General features: G+C 39.1%; 24 protein-coding genes and 3 pseudogenes. 12 read left to right on the top strand and 15 right to left on the bottom strand.

Features of this window, described 5'->3' with window-relative positions:
* Positions 1-23 precede the first annotated feature (23 nt).
* From VIG27_RS15685 to tnpA, 5 genes and pseudogenes are all read right to left on the bottom strand, one after another.
* Complete coding sequence (locus tag VIG27_RS15685) at positions 24-950, bottom strand: ParB/RepB/Spo0J family partition protein (protein WP_394523513.1); 927 nt, start codon at positions 948-950, stop codon at positions 24-26.
* Positions 907-1,728, bottom strand: coding sequence for a ParA family protein (locus VIG27_RS15680; protein WP_394523512.1), 822 nt, complete (start codon positions 1,726-1,728; stop codon positions 907-909). Before VIG27_RS15680 ends, VIG27_RS15685 begins: the two co-directional genes overlap by 44 nt.
* Positions 1,729-1,801: 73 nt before the next feature.
* Positions 1,802-2,149: pseudogene (locus tag VIG27_RS15675) on the bottom strand (23S rRNA (uracil-5-)-methyltransferase RumA); the annotation flags it as partial.
* A gap of 238 nt (positions 2,150-2,387) precedes the next feature.
* A pseudogene (locus tag VIG27_RS15670) lies at positions 2,388-2,645 on the bottom strand (transposase domain-containing protein); the annotation flags it as partial.
* Positions 2,618-2,833, bottom strand: coding sequence for an IS66 family insertion sequence element accessory protein TnpA (tnpA, locus tag VIG27_RS15665; RefSeq protein WP_394527621.1), 216 nt, complete (start codon positions 2,831-2,833; stop codon positions 2,618-2,620). The gene tnpA and the pseudogene VIG27_RS15670, both read right to left, overlap by 28 nt.
* A gap of 349 nt (positions 2,834-3,182) precedes the next feature.
* On the opposite strand from tnpA, the gene VIG27_RS15660 reads away from it, so the two are divergent.
* Genes VIG27_RS15660 through VIG27_RS15650 form a run of 3 tightly spaced genes read left to right on the top strand, consistent with a single transcriptional unit; the run spans position 3,183 to position 6,086 of the window.
* Positions 3,183-3,956 carry a DUF2087 domain-containing protein gene (locus tag VIG27_RS15660; protein ID WP_394523509.1) on the top strand — a complete coding sequence of 258 codons (774 nt, stop codon included), beginning with the start codon at positions 3,183-3,185 and terminating at the stop codon, positions 3,954-3,956.
* Positions 3,957-3,960: 4 nt separating this feature from the next.
* Positions 3,961-5,217: an MFS transporter gene (locus VIG27_RS15655; protein WP_394523508.1), complete on the top strand. Its 1,257-nt coding sequence runs from the start codon at positions 3,961-3,963 to the stop codon at positions 5,215-5,217.
* A gap of 47 nt (positions 5,218-5,264) precedes the next feature.
* A complete protein-coding gene (locus VIG27_RS15650) occupies positions 5,265-6,086 on the top strand; it encodes a hypothetical protein (protein ID WP_394523506.1) in 822 nt (273 codons plus the stop codon).
* Between the two features lie 569 nt (positions 6,087-6,655).
* Here VIG27_RS15650 and VIG27_RS15645 read toward each other — a convergent pair.
* Entirely contained in the window at positions 6,656-7,504 is an 849-nt protein-coding gene (locus VIG27_RS15645; protein ID WP_394523505.1) for a helix-turn-helix transcriptional regulator, read from the bottom strand.
* A 163-nt stretch (positions 7,505-7,667) separates the two neighbouring features.
* On the opposite strand from VIG27_RS15645, the gene VIG27_RS15640 reads away from it, so the two are divergent.
* Positions 7,668-8,861: an MFS transporter gene (locus VIG27_RS15640; RefSeq protein WP_394523504.1), complete on the top strand. Its 1,194-nt coding sequence runs from the start codon at positions 7,668-7,670 to the stop codon at positions 8,859-8,861.
* A 45-nt stretch (positions 8,862-8,906) separates the two neighbouring features.
* Here the strand turns inward: VIG27_RS15640 and VIG27_RS15635 are convergent, their stop codons facing one another.
* On the bottom strand, positions 8,907-9,251 hold the full coding sequence (locus VIG27_RS15635; RefSeq protein ID WP_394523503.1) for a winged helix-turn-helix transcriptional regulator: 345 nt from the start codon (positions 9,249-9,251) through the stop codon (positions 8,907-8,909).
* 113 nt (positions 9,252-9,364) lie between these two features.
* Between VIG27_RS15635 and VIG27_RS15630 the strand changes: the two genes are divergently transcribed.
* A complete protein-coding gene (locus VIG27_RS15630; protein ID WP_394523502.1) occupies positions 9,365-10,954 on the top strand; it encodes an alpha/beta hydrolase in 1,590 nt (529 codons plus the stop codon).
* A 339-nt stretch (positions 10,955-11,293) separates the two neighbouring features.
* Here VIG27_RS15630 and VIG27_RS15625 read toward each other — a convergent pair whose 3' ends face one another.
* The 5 genes from VIG27_RS15625 to VIG27_RS15605 form a co-directional block, all read right to left on the bottom strand.
* The gene (locus tag VIG27_RS15625; protein WP_394523500.1) at positions 11,294-12,619 is read right to left on the bottom strand and encodes an MATE family efflux transporter; all 1,326 of its coding nucleotides are present in this window, start codon (positions 12,617-12,619) and stop codon (positions 11,294-11,296) included.
* 12 nt (positions 12,620-12,631) lie between these two features.
* A complete protein-coding gene (locus tag VIG27_RS15620; protein WP_394523498.1) occupies positions 12,632-13,402 on the bottom strand; it encodes an ABC transporter ATP-binding protein in 771 nt (256 codons plus the stop codon).
* Position 13,403: 1 nt separating this feature from the next.
* Positions 13,404-14,519, bottom strand: coding sequence for a FecCD family ABC transporter permease (locus VIG27_RS15615; protein WP_394523496.1), 1,116 nt, complete (start codon positions 14,517-14,519; stop codon positions 13,404-13,406).
* A 2-nt stretch (positions 14,520-14,521) separates the two neighbouring features.
* Positions 14,522-15,550 carry an ABC transporter substrate-binding protein gene (locus VIG27_RS15610; protein ID WP_394523494.1) on the bottom strand — a complete coding sequence of 343 codons (1,029 nt, stop codon included), beginning with the start codon at positions 15,548-15,550 and terminating at the stop codon, positions 14,522-14,524.
* A 203-nt stretch (positions 15,551-15,753) separates the two neighbouring features.
* On the bottom strand, positions 15,754-16,794 hold the full coding sequence (locus tag VIG27_RS15605; RefSeq protein ID WP_394523493.1) for a helix-turn-helix domain-containing protein: 1,041 nt from the start codon (positions 16,792-16,794) through the stop codon (positions 15,754-15,756).
* Positions 16,795-17,303: 509 nt separating this feature from the next.
* Between VIG27_RS15605 and VIG27_RS15600 the strand changes: the two genes are divergently transcribed.
* The 7 genes and pseudogenes from VIG27_RS15600 (at position 17,304) to VIG27_RS15570 (ending at position 22,706) form a co-directional block, all read left to right on the top strand.
* Positions 17,304-17,744, top strand: coding sequence for a VOC family protein (locus VIG27_RS15600; RefSeq protein WP_394523492.1), 441 nt, complete (start codon positions 17,304-17,306; stop codon positions 17,742-17,744).
* A 231-nt stretch (positions 17,745-17,975) separates the two neighbouring features.
* Positions 17,976-18,296 (top strand): annotated as a pseudogene (locus tag VIG27_RS15595) (winged helix-turn-helix transcriptional regulator).
* A gap of 134 nt (positions 18,297-18,430) precedes the next feature.
* The gene (locus VIG27_RS15590) at positions 18,431-18,901 is read left to right on the top strand and encodes a MarR family winged helix-turn-helix transcriptional regulator (RefSeq protein WP_394523491.1); all 471 of its coding nucleotides are present in this window, start codon (positions 18,431-18,433) and stop codon (positions 18,899-18,901) included.
* A 68-nt stretch (positions 18,902-18,969) separates the two neighbouring features.
* The gene (locus VIG27_RS15585; protein ID WP_394523490.1) at positions 18,970-19,215 is read left to right on the top strand and encodes a hypothetical protein; all 246 of its coding nucleotides are present in this window, start codon (positions 18,970-18,972) and stop codon (positions 19,213-19,215) included.
* Between the two features lie 60 nt (positions 19,216-19,275).
* Positions 19,276-19,689, top strand: a complete 414-nt coding sequence (locus VIG27_RS15580) for a metal-dependent transcriptional regulator (protein ID WP_394523489.1) — start codon at positions 19,276-19,278, stop codon at positions 19,687-19,689.
* A gap of 626 nt (positions 19,690-20,315) precedes the next feature.
* Positions 20,316-21,266, top strand: a complete 951-nt coding sequence (locus VIG27_RS15575; protein ID WP_394523488.1) for a 2-hydroxyacid dehydrogenase — start codon at positions 20,316-20,318, stop codon at positions 21,264-21,266.
* A gap of 327 nt (positions 21,267-21,593) precedes the next feature.
* Entirely contained in the window at positions 21,594-22,706 is a 1,113-nt protein-coding gene (locus VIG27_RS15570; RefSeq protein WP_394523487.1) for a BclA C-terminal domain-containing protein, read from the top strand.
* A gap of 646 nt (positions 22,707-23,352) precedes the next feature.
* Here VIG27_RS15570 and VIG27_RS15565 read toward each other — a convergent pair.
* From VIG27_RS15565 to VIG27_RS15555, 3 genes are read right to left on the bottom strand one after another with little or no spacing between them, the layout of a single operon-like run.
* Positions 23,353-23,685 carry a hypothetical protein gene (locus VIG27_RS15565; RefSeq protein ID WP_394523486.1) on the bottom strand — a complete coding sequence of 111 codons (333 nt, stop codon included), beginning with the start codon at positions 23,683-23,685 and terminating at the stop codon, positions 23,353-23,355.
* Positions 23,686-23,699: 14 nt separating this feature from the next.
* Complete coding sequence (locus tag VIG27_RS15560) at positions 23,700-24,845, bottom strand: hypothetical protein (protein WP_394523484.1); 1,146 nt, start codon at positions 24,843-24,845, stop codon at positions 23,700-23,702.
* Between the two features lie 9 nt (positions 24,846-24,854).
* Positions 24,855-25,511 carry a hypothetical protein gene (locus VIG27_RS15555; RefSeq protein ID WP_394523483.1) on the bottom strand — a complete coding sequence of 219 codons (657 nt, stop codon included), beginning with the start codon at positions 25,509-25,511 and terminating at the stop codon, positions 24,855-24,857.
* Positions 25,512-25,606 lie beyond the last annotated feature (95 nt).

Here is a 25,606-nt window from a genome sequence, read left to right as displayed (position 1 = left end):
CTTCCTTTCAGTGCTGTTTTGCCTTATCGCTCTTGGCTTTGAGTGCGTTTTTTATGCCACGTTTCTAGTAATTTGAGGATAGTTTCCTCCATTTTCTGCGGTGTGTAGGACTTGGGGAAATACTTTCTGAGCTTATCGCTCGAAAGCGTAACCTTGTCCAGTTCACCTTTCTTTTCCTCGCTCATAATGGCACACATGGCTTCAAGGGTACATTTTCCCTCGGCACTAAACTTTTTAAGCCGCTGTGCCTGTGAAAGAGAGGGGGTTGCCTGTTCCATATCCATTGCTTCAAGCAAATTGGTTTGTTCCTCGGGCTTTAGGTAAGACAGCTCAACAGCAGGGTTAAAGGCGATTTTCTTATCGTCTACCATATCAAGCAGTTCGGGGATAAGCTCGGTAAGGCGAATAAAGCGGTGTATTTGTCGTTGACTGTCAGGAGCATTTTTTGCAAGTTCTTCCACGCTCAACAACTTCTCGCCAACTTGGCGAGAAGTTAAATCTGTCCGTTCCCCTTGCCGTTTGATGGCATCTAACTTTAATTTATATGCAAAGGCTCGTTCACTTGGAAGGATATTTTCTCTTTGCAAGTTACTGTCCACCATAATAATAGTGGCGGCATCATCGTCAAGGTTACGGACAATGACGGGCATAGTTTCCAGTCCTGCCAGTTCGCTTGCCCTGTGCCTGCGGTGTCCTGCTACAAGTTCATAGCCGCCCTCGTCACGGGGACGGGCGATTGCAGGAACAAGCACACCATATCCCTTGATACTCTCGGCGGTGTTTGCCATTGCTTCATCGTCTTTTACCTTAAATGGGTGGTCTTTGAACGGAAACAGCTCTGTCAAGGCTATCTCCATAACCTTTTCCCTGCCTGCATCGGCTCTGCTTTCTTCGGTGGAAAACAAATCATCTACCGATGTCAGATTTATGTTTTTGGCGGAGCTTTTCAATCTTCAACACCTCCTTTGTCAGTTCTCGGTAGCTTTCTGCAACCTTGCCTTTGGGGTCATGGGCAAAAATACTTTTGCCCTCGGCACTAATCTCGGCGGCTCGTACTGAATGAGGAATGTCCGTTGCGAACACCTTGATTTTACCGCCGTAGGTATCACGGAGCAGGGTGCTGATGTCTTTTGCAAAGTTGGTGCGGTTATCCACCATCGTCAGTAGAATACCGTCTATTTGCAGCTTGGGATTAATCTGCTTGCGTACCTTGTTTATAGTCTGTAAAAGCTGTTCCAAGCCTTTTGCAGGGAGATACTGAGCCTGTACGGGAATAATTACGCTGTCTGCCGCCGCCAGTGCATTGACGGTGAGCATACCAAGAGAGGGCTGCGTATCAAGCAGGATATATTGATAGTCCTTTTTCACTGTATCAAGATATTGTTTGAGGATTGTCTCTCTGCTCATGGCATTGATGAGGGATACCTCCATGCCGGATAGCTCAATGTTGGCAGGGAGCAAGTCCACTCCCTCGGGGTGGGATAGGATACCCTCCTTGTGTTCCAGTGGGGTATCGGTGATGACCTTGCCCATAACGGTTGCAAGGGTTGTAGGTAAATTGTCGGGCTGTGCGTGTCCTAAACTGATAGACAGTGAGCCTTGTGGGTCGCTGTCTACAATCAAGACTTTTTTGCCCTCCTGTGCAAGCCCTATGCCCAAATTGGCACAAGTCGTTGTTTTGCCGACACCGCCTTTTTGCATGGCAACGGCAATTACTTTTGCATTCAACTGTTTTCCTCCTTTCGATTTTGGGTATAAAAAATTGCCCCTTATATAATAAGAAGCAATTTCATATCCATATTTAGTTTTGTATTACTTCAAAATAAGTTAATGCATCTTTAATGGCATCTACTTGAATAGGAGTGGGGTGTTTTCTTGGTTGCTTTAGTGTTTCAACAGCATTGGGAGCATCGTACATTTGCAAACCCAATCCACGTTTTACTTCGGCAATATATGCCGTGTGGACTTTGAAGCTGTATTTTTCAAGGATATATTCCTTTATCAGCTTGTAAGTAATTCTCTGTTTTGGCTTGTATGCCTCTGCTTTTTCAATTATACTATTAAGTGGTATCATACCAACGCTGTTTCCAAAGTCCACAGATACATTGATATAGCTGTCTGGAGCTTTGTGGGTTTTTGGTAATACCGTTGAGTGCGTGGTATTGATGTCAAGGGTGGATAAATAGTGTGTAAAAAAGGCTTGAAATAAGGACTCTCCGAGAGCTGGAGTTTAAACTTCGGCTTTCGGATTTTTCATTATACGGCAAGAAGCGAACATATCCACGGCTGAAATTCCGTAGGGTCGAGTTAATAGGATTAAAACGTAAACGGTAGTCCATGCATACCTTGAAATTAAATACCGCCATTTCTGGCGGCGTATGTTTTTTCTATTTCATTGGTTTTCGGCATTCATCGGGAAGTAAGTCTGACCATGGTAATAAGCCCTTCATAAAGTCCAAGTTTGTATCATCCTGATGTTTTGGAATCTCACTCAACAGATACTCGAAGTAATTATAAGGTTTTAGATTATTCGCCTTGGCGGTCTCTGCAATACTATAAATAATGGCACTGGCTTTGGCTCCATGCACGGTATCAATCAGATGCCAGTTGGCTTTGCCTACGCAAAAGCCACGAATTGCCTGTTCCCCAATTGTGCAAAATTTGTCTCTAGAGGAACAATGTTTTTTACTTCTTGAAAAACTTCTTCTCTGACACGTCGCTGCCAGTAGAAGAACTGTTTGTTATGAACTCCATTGGCCGCACACCATTCTTTTTTAGGTATGCCACGATTGTTGCATTCACGAACAATCGTTGTCCATTTAGAAAGTCGCATTTCATGTGTGATTTTATCCATAGACCAGGTACCTCCGTAAAACTCGTAGTTTTTTAAAGATAAGGACATTATCTCAAAAAAACTGGCTAGAAGCGAGGTACCTATGGACTACCGTTTACTTATATAGACACAATAAAATCCGAATTACAGCTTATGCTTTATTACTAAATGTAGTTTTGAATTTGTAATATGCAAACGAATAATATATTTGTTTGCATATATATAGACATAAACGGATAAAAGGTATATAATTACATGCAAGTTCATAAATGTAATAGGTAGTATAGTAGTATTCATAAGTGCAGAAAAAAGTAGAAATGAAAAATTACTAAAAAGGGGCCCGGATAAGATGAGAGACCACGATGAAAGAAAGTCGTTATGGCAAGTGACACAAGAAGAGTTAACAAACGGCTTTTACGAAAATGATAATTTTGTATACTGTCTGATATGCAATGAAACCTTTACGAAAGGAGAAATATTTCAGCATAATAATCATTTATACGATGCGTATAAAATGATGAAAATTCATAATGAGGAAAAGCATGGCTCCATGTTAGATTATCTACTGAATATGAATCCGAATTTTTTAGGCATTTCATCTACACAGCAATCTATACTAAAATTAATGGCAGAGGGGAAATCTGATAAAGAAATTAGTGAAATAAAAGGTATCTCCTGCTCTACTGTGAGAAATCATCGGTATAAGTTACATGAGTATGAGAAACAAGCTAAATTATTTTTGGCTGCTATGGATCTATTTAAAAAAAAGGAGGACTTTATGAAATCGGAAAAACCATCATCTCAATTTTATGATGCCCATAAAACCGCTACAATGATTGATGATCGTTACAATGTCACTGTTGAGGAAAAGAAAAAAATGATCGCAAGATATATAGATCAAAATGGCTGTATCAAACAGTTTCCTGCTAAAGAAAAGGGAAAAATCGTAATACTAAGGGAAATTGCAAGTAACTTTTCACCAGGTATACATTATAGTGAAATTGAAGTAAATAATGTGTTAAAAAAGATTTACAGCGATTTTCCATATATTCGGCGGTTATTAATTGAATATGGTTTTTTAGAAAGAACGGATTCTTGCTCTGAATATTGGATCAAGGAGTAAGCGTATGGGGGGAGATAGAAACTATAAAAAGAATATTATTTTGTTAATTATGGGAAGAGTGACTTCTAAGTTCGGAGTGGCTTTTTACCTTATAGTTTTACCATTATTTATTTTAAAAAGCTCGGGAAGTTTAGCTTGGTCAGGTGTTTTTTTTACATTGTCTACAGTACCGGCAATTATTGTGACACCATTATTAGGATTATTCGTGGATAGGTTTAATAGGAAAAATATTATTATTCTGTGTGATCTGTTTACAGGATTCTTATATTTTGTATTATTTGTCACTTACAATATTAATAATGTTTATTTGGGGGTTTTATTAACAGTTACTATAATAATAAATATTGTCTCTAATATTTTTGAGATAGCATCTAAAGTGTTTTTTTCGGAAATTGTTTCATTGGAAACCATAGAAAGATATAATGGTATAAAAAGTTTTGGTGATAATGCTGCATCACTTATTGCTCCTGTATTAGGAACACTTACTTTTGGGTTATGGGGATTTAAAATAATTTTATTAATTATGGTGATTTTATATGTTACGTCTGCCATATTAGAATATTTTATACAATACACGTCGTGTAAATCTGATGTCTCTGTAAAATCCAATTGGATTAAAGAACTCACAGAAGGAATTCAATTTGTTCGGAATCATAAAGATATTTTATATCTGTTTATTTTAGTTATGTCTTTGAATTTTTTTGTTGGTGGTAGTGAGGAAATAATGAATCCAGGAATTTTAATTCAAAAATATAAAATATCTGATGTATTATTTGGATTTACGTCTGCAACAGCAATTTTAGGAACGATAATTGCGGGGTTCATCATCTTTAAAAACCGTATAATTAAATTACAAAATTATATGTATCATTTTATTTTGATTAATAGTGGATTGATGATTATTACGGGTGGATTATCCATCATATTGTATCCTTTAAAAACTTTATATTTTTTTCTATTTCTAATAATACAGTTATTAATTGGATTTTTTACCACATGTGTAAATGTGCCATTAAATTCTTATTTTCAAATTCATACTCCACTGCAGTTTCAAGGCCGTTTTTTTGCGTTATTAACATTTAGCTCTAGCCTGTTTGTTCCGTTAGGAATTCTTTATTCCGGTTTTATTTCCAGTATAATAGGACCGGATGTTACTTATATCGTGAATAATATGTTTATTATATTTATTATTATGATCATATTGAAAAGAGGTAAAAGTTTGTTATACAAAAATTTCTATGGTATAAAACTTGATATATAATTCTGTAAATTAGTATTAACGATAAAGCGAAAGGTAAAATTAATAATATGAACATATTACAAAATTTAAATATACATAAGATAAATAAATTAACTTCATTTAAAAAAACAGGTTTACAACTACCTTTAAATAATGTTTTGAATAAAGTTGCTAGTAAAACCATTGAAAAAAATCAAAAGAATTCGAATTATGAACATAAATTAAAAATGAGTGAACTAGATATAGACACGTATTTAAAAACAAAAACGTCTGGAGCATTAGAAGATTTACCTGTAGAGATTTTAAAATACTATTCAGGAAGTCTTCAATTTCTTTCTAAGTTGTCCGGTGATCACGAGAAAGAACTAATATCCTTTAAAGAACAGCTTATCTCTTATGATAAAGATATTCAAACATATCAAGACATTGCAAATGGGAATGAAAGTTTACCGGCTGGATTCACGATGGGAGATATTGACAACTTAATAACAAAAACACAACAAACCCGTAATAAATATTTAGAGGAGGGATTAAAGAAGATAAATAAATGGGATATATATAAAAGTGATTTCTTTAATAGCACGGTTAATAGGGTATTGGGGGAAGGTAGTCTTGAAGCAATGAATAACGATTTTGAAATTAATACGATTTCTTCTGATATTTATGCAGAAATTGATAAAGTTATAAAATCAACAAAAGGCATGACCCAGACTCTCAATAAAGGAATTAGTCGAATTCAAGATATTTTAGAAGATAGAGGGGATGATATTGACAAATATAAATTACATCAATCTCTGTCCGCTCAGAATACTTCTTTATCCAGCAACACAAAAACTATACCTAATTTGGATTTATTACTTGCATCAATTAAAAACAAGACTCAGTTTTGACATAACAGATAGAAAAAGATTTAAACAATGAAATCTTATTAATATTTTCTCCTGTTGGCTGAAATTCCAAAACATCAAAATGTTACAAACTTGGGTCTTATTAAATACTTATAACCATGGTCATACTTACTTCCCAATTGATACCCAAAACTAATAAAACAAAAAAAGGGGTTGTCGCAAAATGAATCTGTGATAGCAATTTGTACAAAATAATCCTATTATATCATAAAAATACACCTTGATACAGCTTTTAAAGCTTAGTCAAGACGCATTTTTTGTGCAATATCAGGCTTATCTCTCAAACCTTGGCAAATTCTTTTCCTAATATTATTCATGAAGCCAATTACAAGCTCATGAAATTTTTTTCTTCTTCTGAAATCTTACATTTTCAAACTCCATCCTACCGCTAGGGCAATCAGGTTACGGTTTCGCTGGCAGTCAAATAACCAGATAACCAGACAAAGACAATACAAATCTCTCAATTTGTTTCACAATTTGGTTTGGTGTTAAGTAAAGACAGAAAATAAAAAATAGCAAAATAAACGATTAGGAATTATTAAAATAGCCTCTTATAGTGAAACTGGCATAGCATCTATTAAATTTTTTATTTTCATTTTTGTATCTGTATTCGGTGCAGGGGCATTAATAAATAATTTGAGATTTATGTTGTCTGCTACAAAAAAGCTGGTATGTTCAAAAGTTAGTTTTCCGGCTATTGGGTGATTAAAAATCTTATAGCTTTCTTTTTCATTTTCAACATTATGCATAGACCACCATTGTTCAAATTCCCGACTTTCATTCTTTAATTTCCGGACAAATTCAGTCACCCAAGGGTCCTCAATATACTTGCCACATTCTGCCCGGAAGCGTGCAATCAGCCCCTGGGCCTGCTGTTCCCAATGATCAAACATTTTTTTATACTGAGGGTTTGTAAATGTCAGCCAGATATAATTTCTATCTTCAATGCTGATGGTTTCAAAATCCATTAGAGCGGCTTTGGCGGCTTTGTTCCAAGCAATCACATTCCACCGAGTATCAAGAATCAGAGAAGGAGAAAGTGTTAGGCTGTCCAATATCCGTTGTAGGATAGGGTTGATGACCTGTTTGTGTGGTGGAATATTGGTCGGTAAAGTCTGGTTTGCAAGGGTATACAAATGGTGCGTTTCCTCTTCATTCAGCATGAATACCCGTGACAAACTTTCTAAGACCTGTGCCGATACCTGTATTTCTCTTCCCTGTTCCAGCCAGGTATACCATGTAATCCCGATGCCAGAAAGAGACGCGACCTCTTCCCGTCTTAGTCCGGGTGTTCTGCGGCGGGAGCCTTCTGGGAGTCCTGCTTGTAAGGGCGAAATTTTTGCCCTGCGAGTTTTTAAAAAATCACCAAGTTCTTTATATCTGGATAGTTCCTCTTTCATGTGAAACGTTCTCCTTTTTATAAAATGCTGGAAAATAACATGTGCCAAGTCCTAAACAGGTAGTTTTTATACTACTATAAATGCTTCTCTAGTAATAGTATAAATCCTTTAGTATACTAAAATCAAATTTTTTAAAGAATAAATAGGAAAAGAGGTTCGGTTCATGGAATCAGAGAACAAAAATAACGTTAATCCATCTTCTTTAAATAAGCATTTGATTTTAATCATGTCGGTTGCAAGTGGATTGACGGTAGCAAATATTTACTACATACAGCCGCTACTGGCAGGAATTGCACAGTATTATCATGTTACACAAGGATATTCCGGTCTTCTGGCAACCTTAACACAAATCGGATACGCCTTAGGCTTATTGCTTATTTTGCCGTTAGCAGACATCCTTGAAAAGCGGAGGCTGGTTTTAACTATGTTATTAGGAGCGGCTATATCCCTGTTGCTGTTATTTTTTTCACCTACGATAACAATCGCATTATTTGCTTCTTTTGGAATTGGGTTTTGTTCTGTTATCCCTCAGCTTTTAATACCCTTTGCGGCACAATTGGCCAATCCCAAAGAAAGGGGGAAGATAATTGGGAGCATTATGAGTGGATTGTTAATCGGAATTCTACTTTCACGAGTGGTCAGTGGGTTCATTGGAAGATATATGATGTGGAAGAACATCTATTTCATAGCCGCATTTTGTATGCTTTTGCTTTGGGTGGCTTTGCGTTTCATACTTCCGAAAAGCTATGGAGATTCAAAAATAAAATACATAGAATCACTAAAATCCATGATAGTATTAATTAGACAGTTTCCTGCATTGAGAGAAGCTTCTGTTGTTGGAGCCATGGTATTTTTAGCATTCAGTGCTTTTTGGACGGCACTTACCTTTTTGCTGCAAAGTTCTTCTTATCATATGGGAACTGATGTGGCTGGATTATTTGGTTTGGTTGGCGTTGTGGGTGCATTGTTTTCCCCCTGGGCCGGCAAGATTTCTGATAAAAAAGGGGCAAGATTTACAGTGGGAATCAACATTGTTGTCATAATTGCTGCCTATATTGTATTTGGTATTTGGGGATTTCAATTATGCGGACTGATTGTGGGCGTTATTTTACTAGACTTGGGTGTTCAGTCCTGTAACGTCAGTAATCAGACGAGAATTCATCAGTTAAGTGAAGAAGCACGTAACCGGATCACATCTGTTTACATGGTATCGTACTTCTTAGGCGGGGCTTTGGGGTCATGGCTGGGAACCGTCAGTTTCCAACGTTTTGGATGGATTGGAGTTTGTTTTATTGGGCTTTTTAGTCAGCTGATAGCCGGTTATGTGCATATTAATGGAAAAAGGAATAATGTGTAAAACTTTTATCCGTTTTATATTATGGTTACTGGTGCCGGTATCTGTTTATGCATTAGTATCACCATTTTCTATTATTTGTTGTGACTTTCCCCAATCACATAAAGATTCTAAAATTGGAACAAACGACATTCCCTTTTTACTTAAAGAGTATTCAACTTTAGGAGGAATTTGACAAAACTCTTTGCGGACAATCATTCCATCATTTTCAAGTTCTTTCAACCCAGCAGTAAGCATTTTATGAGTGATTTTTGAAATATTTCTTTTCAGTTCACCATATCTTAATGTATTTGTACAGGCTAATTCGTATATAATTTTTAACTTCCATTTTCCATTTACGATAGATAAGGCATATTCAAAAGGAGCTTGTGTACTCCGGCATAATGTATCCATACGATTACTCTCCTTTCCGTGTGTATCATACAAAATAGTGCGTACTGTTTTTTTAAAATATTTTACATTATAATTTATGTAAATTCAATATGTTACAAATTCGGAGGATAATTATGATAACGGAAAAAAGGATATACGTGATTCATGGATTTAATGCGTCTGCAGGCAGGCACTGGTTTCCCTGGCTTAAACAAAAGCTAACTTCTGATAATAAAATATCAGTTAAAGTGCTTGATATGCCATCTCCTACAGAACCGAAACCGGAAGAATGGATCGGTAAGTTATCAGAAAGTATAGAAAAATTAGATCAGGATACCTATTTTATTGCACATAGTCTTGGGTGTATTGCTTTATTAGATTATTTTGAAACCTTAAAAGAACTTCCTAAAATTGGTGGAATTATTTTTGTATCAGGGTTCAATCAAAAATTAGTAAATATTCCTGAGATTAATGATTTTATTCGTACTGGAATTGAGTATAAAAAAATAATTAATGCTGCGACTTCACGAGTGGTGGTTACTGCTGTAAATGATGAGATTGTGCCTACAGAATTTAGTAAAGAATTAGCAGATTGCTTAGAAGCAAAATTGTTTCAACTTTCTGCCGGAGGGCATTTCTTAGATAGCGACGGATTTTCAGAATTTCCCCAAATTTATGAAATTGTGACCAGCATAATATCAGATAAGATTAATACGATGCAAAATTTTGAAATCGCCAGTGTGAATTTCAAAAATCGGATGGTTATGGCTCCGATGGTGCCCTTTCATCTTAAAGCAAATGATGATGGAAGTATGAGTGAAAAGCAGATAGCACACTATTCCGATTTTGCTTCCCGTGGAATGGGCTTGATAATCAGTCAAACTCTTTCAGTAAGCAATAAGAATTCCATAGACGGAGGGGCATGTGTATATAATAAAAATATGCATGAACCTTATCTGAAAGAAATTGTTCAGAAATGCCATGAAAACAAGGTTCGTTTTTTTGCCCAGTTAGGATATCCTAGTATCAGTTATTTTAAAGGCGGAAGTATCAATGACTTGTCTACAAGTGAAATCGTTACGATTCGGGAAGAATTTATAAAAGCTGCCCTCCTGTGTGAAGAAGCGGGTTGTGATGGGATTGAACTTCATGGTGCCAATGGATTTTTCCTCAATATGATTACTTCTGATCCTGCAAATAAAAGAAGCGATCAGTATGGCGGAAGTGCATCAAACAGAGCACGTCTCATCAAAGAAATAATAAAAGAAATAAAGAAGAGCTTAAAAGATGATTTTTTGATTTCATATCGTTTTGGTTGCAGCTGGAACTTGACTTTAGATTTAGAGATTGTCAATGAGCTTGTAGAGAGCGGTTTGGATTTAATCCACGTATGTTCCGGTATTCCTAATCAAAAAAACTTGGAATTACCAAGTGATTATGAGTTTAACCGAACCGTGTATACGGCGTCCTTTTTAAAGACGAAAATAAACATTCCTGTCATAGCAGTAAGTGAGATACGAACGATGAATCGAGGGAATATCTTGTTGAAAAACAAGGTATGTGACCTTGTTGCATATGGAAGACCATTTTTGGCAGATAAAAATTTTATTATAGAAAGCATGAGGAATCCCAATTACGAGCCATGTTTTAATTGTAAGTATTGCTTTTGGTATTCTGATAACAGCAAATGCCCGGCGCAGCGAAAGTTACAAAATATTCAATAGATATATGAATCTAAAGGGCGGCATCTTATGAGGATATCTTCAATAACGTTTTCTACTCCAAGAAGTATCATGAAAATCCATATCGTGCAGTCAACTTTAAAAGAGAGAATGGAAAGTTGATATGCCCAAATGGAAGGACGTTTCACTTTAAAAGCAAACAACGTGTTTATAAAAACAAATAAGAATCACCAGAACCGGCATTTGCCGGAACTGGCGATTCTTAATTAAGGACTTATTTTACAGCCCCGAGTTGTTTGAGCATCAAAACTCTCCTCCAAAACTCAACGTTTTTTACTTAGCGGGTCTTGCTTTAGTTTTATTCAAAAGATACTTACGTCATCAAGTCTTTTTCGCCATGACTTTCTTGTACATGTAAAATCCCAATAAATCTGACAAAAACCATCCGATAACAATAGCCCAACAAACACCAGAAAAACCCTTTATTGGTGCGAATGAATAAGCTAACAGTAATCTTAAGCCTTGTGACACTATGGTCATTAAAATTGATATTTTAATCTCTCCGAGTCCTCTGAAAAATCCATAAAACATAACGATAAAACCAAGCAGTACATAAAATACGGAAACAATTCTAAGATAACCAATGCCAACAGCGATTACCTCAGTAGCATTTTTATCTACGAAAAGTGTTATGAGGTTCGGTGCAAAAACAAATGCAATAATGCTGATTATTGCTGACAGCACTATAATTATCCTGGAAGTGACACGGAACCCTTCTCGAATTCTTTTAGTTTCTCCAGCACCTTTATTTTGAGCAGTATAGGTGGAAAAAGCATTGCCCAAATCTTGCAAAGGAGCATTTGCAACTGAATCTATTTTAGAGCATGCTGCAAATGCAGCCATAACAGTTGCACCAAATGTATTTACCAACCCCTGAATAAGCATCATCCCAAAGCTTGAAATAGACTGTTGCAGTGCTGTCAACACGGAATAAACGGCAATATTTTGAAATGCAGAGGTGCTGAATACAAATTCTTTTCTTTTAAATTGCAGGAATCCCGTTCGCTTTACCGTATAAATCCCACAGCCTACGGCGGCAAAACCCTGTGTAAGAAGCGTGGCAATTGCTGCACCAGCAGTTCCCATATGAAACACAGCTACAAAGAGAAGAGATAAGAGGAAATTTAATATGCATGAGGCAACTAAAAAATATAACGGGGTTTTAGAGTCTCCAAATGCCCGTAACAAAAAAGCAAAGGCGTTATACATACCTACAAAAACAAAGCCCCAAAAAACATACTTTAAATAATCAGAAGCATAAACAGCAGTTTCTTTTGGCATTTGATAAAGGGAGATAATCTGCGGCAAAAATACTGATGTTACAACCGTGATTAGCACGCTTACAAAAAATAAAAATATAAGCGCGGTAGAAATTGTTTTTTTCAGTTCATCGTATTGCTTTTCACCATAGAGCTGGGAAAAAATTGCCGAAGCGCCCATAGCAAGACCTAGCAGGATAGAAGTTATAAAAACAGTTACAGCACTTGAAGATCCAACTGCAGCAAACGCAGCTGTACCCACAAATTTCCCTATGATAATTGCATCAGTGATGCTATAGAGCTGCTGAAACACATCTCCGATAAACAAAGGAATAAAAAATTTTAGTATGATGCGTGAAGGTTGTCCCTTCGTCATGTCTAATTCCATTAATAATCCCTCCTATAAGTTTAAGGGCAGGTATGCAATTGCCAAATCTCCGGTGATTGGGTTAGTGTATAATTCGCAATCTATTTCATAAACCTGTCTTATTAGTTCTTTTGACAATACGTCCTTTGGACTTCCTGAAGCAATTATGCTTCCATCTTTTATTACATAGAGAATATCGCAGTAAGCAGCAGCCATAGGAAGATCATGGAGAGCAGCAAGCACACCAATGTTTAAAGATTTTACAATTGATAAAATCTGAATTTGATATTTAATATCCAAGTGGTTTGTCGGCTCATCCAAAACCAAGAATTTAGGCTCCTGTGCAATTGCACGTGCCAGTATTACCCTTTGTTTTTCTCCGCCGGATAAGGTTAAATAGCTCCTGTCCGCATACTCTGTCAGATTCACTCGTGCCAAAGCATTCGCAACAATTTTGTAGTCCTGTGCATTATCAGCCTCCATGAGCTGCTTGTGGGGGGTGCGTCCCATCATTACCATTTCTTGAACCGTAAAATCAAAGCTCAAATCATTGAATTGTCCTACAACTCCCATATCTTTTGAAACAATACGGGCAGATGATTTTATGACATCTTTATCCCCTAAAAAAACAGTGCCTTTTTGAGGTTTAATGACTTTGTATATACTTTTCAGCAAAGTGGACTTTCCGCATCCATTCGGCCCTATAATTCCGACAAACTGTTTATTTTCGACTCTAATACTGATATCTTTTACAATGTCAGCACCTGTTAAGGATACCGATATGTGTTCCGCATTTAAATTCATATTATCTCCCTCCAAACCCGTAGCTTTTCTTAATCAACATGTACATGAATACCGGTGCACCGAGCAGGGAGGTTACGATTCCAACAGGAAGTTCCCCGTTAGGGACAATTGTCCGGGCGAAAATATCTGTCCATATCATAAATAAGGAGCCGAACAGAATTGACGTTGGAATGAGACGCTTATGGTCGGAACCTACAACACTACGCACAATGTGTGGAACAATAAGACCTACGAACCCGATAATTCCACAGGTGGACACTAGAATACCTGTTACCACAGAGGATAAGATCATATACAAGCGCCTGTAAAAATTAAGATTTACTCCCAAAGTAATTGCAGTTTCTTCTCCCATCAGCATTGTGTTCATCACTCTGGACTGAAACAGGAAAAATGCAATTGCTGCAATGACAACCGCTGATATAAGCGGCAATGTACTCCATTCAGCCGATGCTAAGCTGCCCATTGTCCAGAAGGACACGGAGCGTATTCCATCTGAATTTTTTGCAAAATATATAATGAAATTTGAAAATGCATTGCAGAGGGCGTTGATTACCGTTCCAGCTAAAACCAGTTTGACCGAGGATGTTTTCCCACCGATACTGGCAAGACCCAAGACTAATGCGGCTGCTCCAAGTGCACCGATAAAAGCCCACGATGCAACACCCAAATCCCCAAGCAGTCCTCCCACACTAAAACCAAGCATAATCGAAAAGGTTGCTCCCAAAGCGGCACCGGACGAAATTCCCAAAATATAAGGGTCTGCCAAAGGATTTTGTACGGAAGCCTGCATAACTGTTCCGCAAAGCGCAAGCCCTGCTCCCATGACCATTGCCAGCAAGACCCTGGGGAAACGAATCTGCCAGATAATATCTGTATACATACCGTCTGAAATTCCGTCTAAACTTCCAAATTCTCCACCTGTTATTTGCTGAATCAATATCTGAAAAGACTGATGAAATGGAATGGATACCTGGCCGATAGACACGGAAAGTATTACGGATATAACAACAGCAAAAATCAAAATGATAAAGATAATTGAAAATACGGAGCGTTTTTGAGCAATCCCCTGATCGCTTTGGGAAAATGTTTTTTGTTTACTGTTATGTAATTGACTCATGCTTATTCTCCCTTAAATAATTCAGGGTGAATAAATTCAGCCACATCCATGTACAGCTCTGAGAGGCCAAGACTTCCCCGGACAGCAGTAGTATATTCAACAACCTTTACGTTTCCAGTCTTAATTGCAGTTGCATTTTTAAGCTTTGGATTGAGAAGATATTTGTTAATCAATGCCTCACTATCGGACTTCTGGAATCCGGTAATAATAATCTTGTCAGGATTAACCGACAAAATAGATTCCTCAGACATATCCACATAGGTTTCTTCTGATACCTTTATGTACTCACCACCTGCACCTTCAATCATTTCGTCTATGAGGCAAAGAGATGGGCCATAGTAATAAGTTGTATCTCCGCTGGTTCCAAGCAGTAAAATCTTAGGTCTGTCGCTGGCCTGCGCTGCCTTAGTCTCAATTTCACTGATTTTCTCTTTTTGTTCATTTACAAATGCATTGGTCTTTTCTTCAATATTGAGTACCTTTCCTAAGTTGTTGATATCATTAAAAAAGCCATCAATTGTACGGCCAATGGTATAATTAATACCTGCCAGTACCGGAATTCCTCGTTCATTCCAAAATGAAATATCACCGAGACGGTCCTTCTGAAATGCAGAAGACATTGAAATAATCAAATCAGGTTCGAGTTCTAATATGGATTCTTTTGATGGCCACATATCCGTAATGACTGGTAGACTTTTGATTTGATCTTCATATTCGGAGAACGATTTGTCCAGATAGGCCAATCCCACGATTCGCTTTTCTTCTCCTAGTCCAATCATCCACTCTGCAAAACCCTGTCCAATGACAACAATGCGCTGCGGCTCTTTTTCAATGGTCTGCTCCATTTTATTCCCTTTGTCATCATAAATTGATAAGGTCAGCGGATAATGCTTGTTCTGCTGCGAGGTGCTTTCTCCACGATCAGAAGACGAATTAGACACTACATTTTGAGTGGTGTCCTTTTGTGAGCAGGCAGTCAATGCGGAAAAGCAAAGAACGATTGCCAATAAAAAAGATACTTTTTTAAACATGTGTGATCCTCCTATGTTGAACTGAGTTAGATTAAACTAACCTTATTAATTAAATGCGCTGAACTATTAACGCAAAACATATTGTACCGCATATTGTCTTTGGGGCTATACTGCTTGCAATGCCCAAATATGTTGAGGAAAACTCATGTTAAATCAAATAAACCACAGGCATAAACCTGTGGTTAAGATAATATATTTTAGTTTTATTCGGCATTTCTTAGCACAGAGGATTCTCTGTATTTAAGTGGAGTAACACCATATTGTTTCTTAAATGCTGCACAGAAATTGCTGGCACTGGAATAGCCGCTATCATAAGCGATTTCGTTGATTGTATGATCTGTATTTAACAGCATTGATGCCGCACGGCTTAAAGCAAGTTTTCTGTGATAGCTGAAAATGGTATCTCCAAAAACAAGTTTGAAACCCTTAGTCAGTTTTTTGGGATTGATGACTAGCTTTTCCGATAATGAAAGAAGGTTTGGCAATTCAAACGGCTGTGCCAACAGTATTTGTGGAATTTCTTTGATTTTTTGTAATTCGTATGGGCTTAGAGCTACTACATCATATCCCTCATGCTTAATCACTTCATTTGAAACAATTAACGAAAACACTTCCATGACCTTGCTTTCATAAAACAAGGTGCGTGATTTCACAGGGAGTCGGCAGTTGAATATTTGTAGAAAAATATTGGCTATCTCTGGGGGCGTATTTAAGCCAAGGTAATATTCAGAACGAAGTTGAGCTCCCAAATTTTCTATCGTTTCATACCATACTTCTATTCCAGCACTTCCGAAATAAGAGGACAGGGCTTGTTTATTAGCCGTGATTGAAACGCCTTGATATTTCTGTTCAGCACAACGCTTTATTGTTCCTTTCATATCCTGTGACAGGGAAACAGACAAATTATTGGGACCAAAGCAGGTATCACCCACATTTTCTTCTTCAATATACATCCATCCATCAATGCAATATTCTATTTCAAAATAATCCTCTGTTAAATCAAACACTGTTATGATATCCTCAGAAAACACAAAGTCATACACAAGCAGCATGACATTGCCAAGCAAATTATATATTTGTATTGTTCCCTTGCCATACTCAGGCTTTATGTCATAAACAATACCTTTATTCATATCATGGTTGGGCAAATAACGAGCATTTCCAATTTGTTCATGCATGGTTTTATATTGTTCGAGCATGGCGCTATACCCGTTTTTTGAATTGATGTGAAATTCTTTTTTCATGGACAAGTTCCTTTCTTGCCTTAATTCTAAGTAGCTGCATAGTAAATTTTAGTTAGAACAGGCTAACTAAAAATATTATATCATATTGCCTGTTTTGTATCTACTCTATTTTAATTATAGATATGGAACTCTCTTTCAATATAAATCGACATTTTTATTGGTTTACTTTTCAAGCATCTGGTTGCAATATTTTTCCAAATTAAAATTAACGGAGGTCTGAAATATGAAAACAGTAAAACCTGTAAATCCACATTGCCTTTGTGTTCAGTAAACATTTATAATTGGCACATATAATAAAGATGGCTCTGCTAACTTTGCACCAATCACTTGGGTGAGCCTTACAATTTGTAAGTGGTTCGTGGTTTTGAATTCTGTTTCGGTGGAATTTTCATCAATCATATGGTAAACTGAAAACACTCAAAGCAAACAAACAGATTACTCATTCACTTAACAAGCTATAAAATAATATTTTGTCGCTGCTTCATAACCGAATATAGGAGACGATGACCATGAATAAAAATTTCTTATTTACTCAAATCGGGTATACCTATCTGCCTACTGCCAACATAGAACGCTCCAGTCAATGGTATGAAAAGTACCTTGGGTTAAAGCTCATAGATAAATTTGAGGACAGAGGTTCCCTTATTGCCATTTTACACTATCCCCATAAGCATTCCATCGCATTGGTACTGGTGGAGACAACGGAGCATCAGCCCTTATCTATTCTGAGAAATGGCTCTCCTTATCCTGTACTTACTATGAATTGCCCCAATATTGAAACTACTTATGAGAAGTTAAAAAAACAAGGTGCAGAAGTTTATGAACTTCATTCCATTGCAGACGGAGAAGCAAAATATTTTTACTTTAAAGATGATCAGGGCAATTTGCTGGAGGCCGCCTGGTCTAAATGGGACCCTGTTGATGAGGTGAAGGAAAACTTTCTGATATAAATTATAACTCGCCTGTTTCATTAGAAACTGCATAACCGGAAAAAATGATATTATAAGGGGGAGAGGAATGAAATGCAAAATAGGAAAATATGGTTGATTCTTGGCCGCCTCATGGCTGTTGTAACAATCTCCGTTTTATCCTTTATCCCTCCAAAAAACCGCAGGCTGTCTCCACGAGGTCGAAGTAAGGCTGCTGGAACTCAGTGATCATATATTTGGAAGGTCATAATGTTGAAAATAAGAGAAAATTACACTTGCCCTTTAGAACTTACTCACGATATTACAAGGGGCAAATGAAAACCAATTATTATGTGGCAGCTTGGCAAGGTTCTCTCGACGTTGGCACAGCTTGAACGTAATATTAACGGTGTTTCGCAAAAAATGTTGTTGGAACAATTGAATGAACTGCTGGATTATCAAGTAATTGACAAACATACTTTTGAAGGTTATCCACTGAAAGTAGAATACTGTTTAACAAAACGAGGAACCCGATTGCTGCAGGCTATCAAAATTATGCAGGAAGTTGGAATTGATCTTATGAAGGAAAGTTGAGATATAATACAAAATCAAATTCAGAAAGGAAAACTCAAAGCCCGGCTGCAGAACTGTGTACGGGATTTATTGGAAAGGGATTAAGGAATAAATACCGACTTGACAAAAGTGTATGGCAACCATATACTATTGGTATGGAAAAGATAAAAAACAACAAACATAAAATTGCATATGAATCTTTAGATTTTGCGTTTGCTTTAATGGAACTGGATAAAAAAACACGTTACTATGGGACAGATGTACCAATTTTTCACTCGGAAATCCATGTAATCAAAGCAATTGCCGAACACCCATGCATTCATGTAGGCGGCCTGGCGGATATTCTGGGAGTGACAAAAGGGGCTGCTTCCGAGATACTTAAAAAACTGGAGAGAAAGGCTCTGGTTAAAAAGGAAGTGGATGAGTTGAATTTATCCAGATATTCATTAAATCTAACAGAAAAAGGGAAAAAAGCCCATAACATTCATATGCACTACCATGATATTTTAAATGAAATGGTGGAGGATGAACTACAAAATGCGACTGAAGTGGAGCTGGAGTTTTTGTTAAATTTCTTTTCTTCCATGATCAGCAGGATTGAAAATTTCGATGAAAAGATTGTTTAATAAAATTTTTGTGCAAGTGTATGGTTGCCATACACATTTTTTGAATCATATAGTTAGGAGGAACTAACATGAAAAAGGAAAAGATAAAAACTCGTATATATGATAATAGTGAGGCTGCCGAACGGCGCTATCTGCAAAAACTGAAAGCTGATCAAAGTATGTTTCAAGCATTTTTTAGTTTTATTCCCCAATGCTTTTGCAATTCATTTGATTATCCACATGGTTCCCAGGCGTTTCCGCAAACAGATTTGCCGGTCAAACAATCGCAGAATACTGTGAATAAGGAGTGTTTAAAAAGCAGAAAAAACAAATAATTTCGCCAAAGTGTATGGTAGCAATACACTTTGGCGAAAGGTTAAAAGGGGTGGTTGGCTGTGCAGCAAAATAAATTTTATGATTCGGAGAAAAAACTTAGTCCTTCCAGGGAGGAATATTTAAAGGCTATCTATAAGCTGTCTCAAAGAACTGGATTAGTACGTTCCATTGATATTGCTGTATATTTAGGAGTTTCAAAGCCTAGTGTTCATAGTGCTGTGACTGCATTGCAGGAAGAAGGGCTGGTGATCAAGCCTTTGGGTGGTGAAATTCAGCTTACGGAGGAGGGAAGAAAAAAAGGAGAACTCATTACAGCTAAGTTTCGGATTATAAGACAATTTTTAAGTTCATGTTGTAATGTGAGTGAACCGACAGCAAGTGCGGATGCTTGTAAAATGGAGCACATTATCAGTGATGAGTCCATATTTGCTCTAAAAAAATATTTGGATTTAGAACACGGAGATAACCCGTGAAGGAGCAAAGACTTTCTTTAAGCATGGGTTAGCCTGTGCTTACTTAAAAATAAAATTTATGGACAATAAGCGGCATGGCCTTATTTCATTTTTTATTTTCGTTTTTGAAAAAAATTATCACGAGACAAGAATGGAAGGCGTAAACTGTATTAAAGGTATAGTTAATCCCTTTAAATATTCTTATCTTCCTGCGGTTGTTGTGCTGATAAAGTGGAACAGCGGTTCATACTTGATTCTTGCTAGGAACGCCTGTCGGTATTCATCGATAGGTGTTTTCTTTTTCCTGTTGCTGTAATAGGACAAGACTGATAAGCCGTTAATACTGCAAAGGAAATCAAAGTCTATGATTTTCCATTCATTTTTCACTGGCTATGCAAAACGTGTTCCGATACCGTTCCGTTAAGATGATGTTTTATCCGAATATGAAGCAGCAGGCTGCACAAATAATATGCAATGTCTTTTTGTTCAGCCATGGAAAGAGATCAAAAAAGTATTGTGAAATGAATGACGTTCCTGTATCATTAACTCAAGTGGACACGCTGCAAAAAGCAAAGAACAGATCAAAAAACTGCTTTCTTATCCCATAAAATAGTTAAAAATATAAACAACAGTAAGGAGATCAAAAGATGAATGATAAAACTGTAGTATTAAATGCCGGTTTGGTAAATTATGATGGAAATATTGATTATTCCCAAATTGCATCTGAAGTGGTAATCTATGAGGAAACTTCTGAAGATGAAATTTTAGAGCGGGTGGCTGGGTTCACAATCGTTGTAACAAAGGAGATGAAAGTCTCAGGTGATATTATTAGGAAGTTTCCGGATAGTGTAAAAATGATTTGTGAAGCAGGTACCGGATATAATAACATAGATTTGGAGGCGGTCCGTGAAAAAGGGATCATATTATGCAATATTCCTGCGTATAGCAGTCAACGGGTTGCCCATACAGCAATCCTTATGATTTTAAACCTGGCAAGCTCGATGCAAAAACAGATCCGAATGCTTTCCGAAGGAAATCATGATAACTTTCATAAACATTTAATGGTGGACCATGTGGAAGTCAACGGTAAAACACTGGGAGTGATCGGTTATGGAAATATTGCAAAAGAAATAATCAAAGTTGCACAAGCAATGGGAATGAAGATTTTGGTATCGACCAGAACTCCCAGAACGGATATGGAGAATCTCCACTTTACAACGATTGAAGAAGTTTTAAAGCAAAGTGATTTTATTTCTCTGAATTGTCCTTTAAACGAGTCAACAAGACATATGATCAATAAAGAAACCTTAGCCATGATGAAACCTACCGCATACCTCATCAATACTGCACGGGGAGCATTGGTTGATGAGAAAGCATTGATTGAAGCATTGCAGAACCAGGTAATTGCAGGTGCAGGATTGGATGTGCAGGAAGTGGAACCATTGGATGATTCCAGTCCATTGTATTCCATGGATAATGTTATCATTACTCCTCATATGGGCTGGAGGGGATTAGAAACAAGACAACGTTTGGTTTCTATAATCCAGGAGAATATCAGAGCTTTTGCCAAGGGTCAGCCTATTCATAGAGTTGACTGAAAAATAGGATATTAAATTGGGGATATTTTATAATTAATTATCTTTTTTGTGTGGATAACATAAATGAATAAAAAAATGACTCGGAAATTTTATCGGTTGGTGGCTTTTCATCTCATTTTATCCATTTTTTTAATTTTTGTAAATTATGAAATTAAATATTTTTTTTCACTGTTTGTTATTTTTACTACCCATTTATAGGTCTCCTTCAACCCAATAAAAGGGCAAACAAGAGGCTGATTGTCAAATTCTGAATCCATTCATAAGATAGTTATAGGCATGTTTATATGTTAATACATGTCGCTAAAATAATTGAATGGAGGATTTAATATGCCGAATGGTATACTGCAAGTACAGTTAGAAACACCTACAACGGTTGCTTTTAATGCAAATGTCCTTTTTGATACAATCGTAAATTCATCTGGAGGAATCAACTATAATCCAACAACCGGCGTAGTAACGTTTACACAGCCTGGAAGATTTGTAATTCATTGGTGGATAGCTACCCAATCTTCCATGTCTTCAAATGGAGCTGCTTTTGCTTTGTCATCCTCGCAGGGAGATTTCCTGGAAGGAAGTTCACCCATTAGAACTAGTGAGGTTTATGGTTTTGGAATTATTGAGGTTGACACAGCACCAGTAACCATGACACTTGTAAATATTACTAATTCTACCGTAGTCTATTCATCAATTGTACCGTTAAAGGGAAGTATGATCATTGTAGAAGATGACTTTAGTTCCACTGGTCCGACTGGTCCAACGGGTCCAGCGGGTGTAGCAGGCCCAACCGGCCCCATTGGCCCAACGGGAGCAACAGGAGCCACCGGACCAGCCGGAGTGCCGGGAGCCACCGGTCCGATCGGTCCAACCGGCCCGACAGGAGCAACAGGACCCACCGGGTTGCCGGGAGTCACCGGTCCAACCGGTCCGATCGGTCCAACCGGCCCCATTGGCCCAACAGGAGCAACGGGAGCCACCGGACCTACCGGGCTGCCGGGAGTTACCGGTCCAACGGGTCCAACAGGAGCCAGCGGTCCATTGGTTACCAGAGATAGTATGTCAGCTGCAAATACGTCTTCCGCAGTTATTGCGGTTCTACTGGGCGGAACGAATGTAGCATTACCAAATAATCAAAACCTTAATACGTTTACAGTAAATCCTGCAAATACAAGTTTTACAGTACCTTCCACAGGTGAATATTTGATTAGTTATTCTGTAACAACAACAGCATCACTTTTGGTATCTTCGCGGGTATTACAAAATTCAACACCAATTCCTGCATCCATTATACAACCACTTGCGACTATTAACAGTTTAACAACAACATTTATTGTTCCTTTAACAGCAGGTGATACACTGACCCTTCAGTTGTTTGGCTTGGTTGGTCTAGCAACTCTGGTGGGTGGATCTAGTACCTTTATGACAGTTGTGCGGGTTATCTAATAATCCTACTCTGGTTAAATCCCCTCCCATTATTTGGGAGGGGAAACTTTTATAGATTGTTTTATCTGGGAAGAAAAATCAGGTTTTGCATTTTGCAGCAATCAGGCCTGTAATATTAAAGTTTCAAATAAAATCAAACTCGCTGTTATCAACAATGGAGTTCGTTATGGACGACTTCCTCAATTGATAAATTGTGGTACTTGTGGACAAGCAGTAATGGCAAAAATATATAATCGGAAAACAGGTAATAAATGATTTTACACGAGTACTGAAAATCAGAATGAAAAATAATGGAATTATAGAAGCTCTTGATAAAGTATCACAAAAAAACTAAGACTTACCAAAATAAGTGAAGGTATGTTTATAATCAATTGCAATCAGTAAATATTTAATGGTTGAAGCATACCAGATTGAAAGGCGATCCAAAATAATAACTTATTATTTGACTATAGAATAAAAGCAGTAATTTGAAATGGAACCAAATTTGTTGTATGAATCAGTGATAAAATAATATGGAAATAAAGTGTTGAATTTATAACAGAAAAATAAGTTAAAATTGTTGGCAGTCCGCTTGAATCAAAAGTATGAATTATTTGTTTCAAGCGGATATGCCAACAATTTTTATTAGATGTGACTTTAAATTTTTTTAAGTTTCATTCAATCGTATCAATCGTATTGTACCGGTAGGTGTGAGTGTTGCAACTCCTCCAGTATCGTTGGTAGCATTTAATAACTCTGTAGTAAATTGTGGTGCTGTGACGTTAACTAAAGAAACAGTATCCCCTGCGTCTAATGTTAATACCGTATTAATGGTAATTACACCGCTGACATCAAATACCACACTATTTACCGATCCTGCATTAAGATACGGTGCGGCTACACCATCATCGTTTACCTGCAGCCCTATAACACCTGAATTTCCTGGTGCCACCTGTACGTGCGCATCGGCAAGATATACACCAGGAAGCGTAACTGTCACTCGGCCGTCTCCGGTTAAAGTGAACGCTCCAGCTGTGTTTGTAGCACTTTCCGAAGACATAGGAATGATGGCGCCTGGTGGAAATGGTCCTGTCTCAAATGACTGAAAGTTACCTTGAGCAACAAATACTGGCCCGGTAGGTCCGGTGTCGCCGGTAGGTCCGGTGTCGCCAGTAGGTCCGGTGTCGCCGGTAGGTCCAGTATCACCAGTAGGCCCGGTATCGCCAGTAGGTCCGGTATCGCCAGTAGGTCCGGTATCGCCGGTAGGTCCGGTGTCGCCAGTAGGTCCGGTGTCGCCAGTAGGTCCGATATCACCAGTAGGTCCGGTGTCGCCGGTAGGTCCAGTATCGCCGGTAGGTCCGGTATCGCCGGTAGGTCCGGTGTCGCCGGTAGGTCCAGTATCGCCGGTAGGTCCGGTATCGCCGGTAGGCCCAGTATCGCCAGTAGGTCCGGTATCGCCAGTAGGTCCAGTATCACCAGTAGGCCCAGTATCGCCGGTAGGTCCGGTGTCACCAGTAGGTCCGGTGTCACCAGTAGGTCCAGTATCACCAGTAGGCCCAGTGTCACCGGTATCGCCAGTAGGTCCGGTATCACCAGTAGGTCCGGTGTCACCAGTAGGTCCGGTATCGCCGGTAGGTCCGGTGTCACCAGTAGGTCCGGTGTCACCAGTAGGTCCAGTATCACCAGTAGGCCCAGTATCTCCGGTAGGTCCGGTATCGCCGGTAGGTCCGGTGTCGCCAGTAGGTCCGGTGTCACCAGTAGGTCCGGTGTCGCCAATAGGTCCGGTGTCACCAATAGGCCCAGTGTCACCGGTATCGCCAGTAGGTCCGGTATCACCAGTAGGTCCGGTGTCACCAGTAGGTCCGGTGTCACCAGTAGGTCCGGTGTCGCCAATAGGTCCGGTGTCACCAATAGGTCCGGTGTCGCCAATAGGTCCGGTGTCACCAATAGGCCCAGTGTCACCGGTATCGCCAGTAGGTCCGGTATCGCCAGTAGGTCCGGTATCACCAGTAGGTCCGGTATCACCAGTAGGTCCGGTGTCACCAGTAGGTCCGGTGTCGCCAGTAGGCCCAGTATCGCCAGCAGGTCCGGTATCGCCGGTAGGTCCAGTATCGCCAGTAGGTCCAGTGTCGCCAGTAGGTCCGGCGTCACCAGTAGCACCAGTAGGTCCTATGTCGCCAGTAGGCCCGGTATCGCCAGTAGGCCCGGTATTGCCAGCAGGTCCAGTGTCGCCAGTAGGTCCGGTGTCACCAATAGGCCCAGTATCGCCAGCAGGTCCGGTAGCACCAGTAGGTCCAGCGTCGCCGGTAGGTCCAGTGTCGCCGGCAGGTCCGGTATCGCCAGTAGGTCCGGTATCACCAGTAGGTCCAGCGTCACCAGTAGGCCCAGCGTCACCAGTAGGCCCAGTATCGCCAGCAGGTCCAGTATCGCCGGTAGGTCCAGTGTCGCCAGTAGGCCCAGCGTCACCAGTAGGCCCAGTATCGCCAGTAGGCCCAGCGTCACCAGTAGGCCCAGCGTCACCAGTAGGCCCAGTATCGCCAGTAGGCCCAGTGCTGCCAGAAGGTCCGGCAGGCCCGGTATCGCCAGTAGGTCCAGCGTCGCCGGTAGGTCCAGTGTCGCCGGCAGGTCCGGTATCGCCAGTAGGTCCGGTATCACCAGTAGGTCCAGCGTCACCAGTAGGCCCAGTATCGCCAGCAGGTCCAGTATCGCCAGTAGGTCCGGTATCGCCGGTAGGTCCGGTATCGCCAGTAGGCCCGGTATTGCCAGCAGGTCCAGTGTCGCCGGCAGGTCCAGTGTCGCCGGTAGGTCCAGTGTCACCAGTAGCACCAGTAGGTCCTATGTCGCCAGTAGGTCCGGTATCGCCAGTAGGCCCGGTATTGCCAGCAGGTCCAGTGTCGCCAGTAGGCCCGGTAGCACCAGTA

The sequence above is a fragment of the Lacrimispora sinapis genome (genome assembly GCF_043633585.1).
In the GTDB taxonomy this organism is placed as follows: Bacteria; Bacillota; Clostridia; order Lachnospirales; family Lachnospiraceae; genus Lacrimispora; species Lacrimispora sinapis.
Note: the sequence above shows the minus strand (reverse complement) of the source record. Positions and strands in the feature narration are given on the sequence as shown.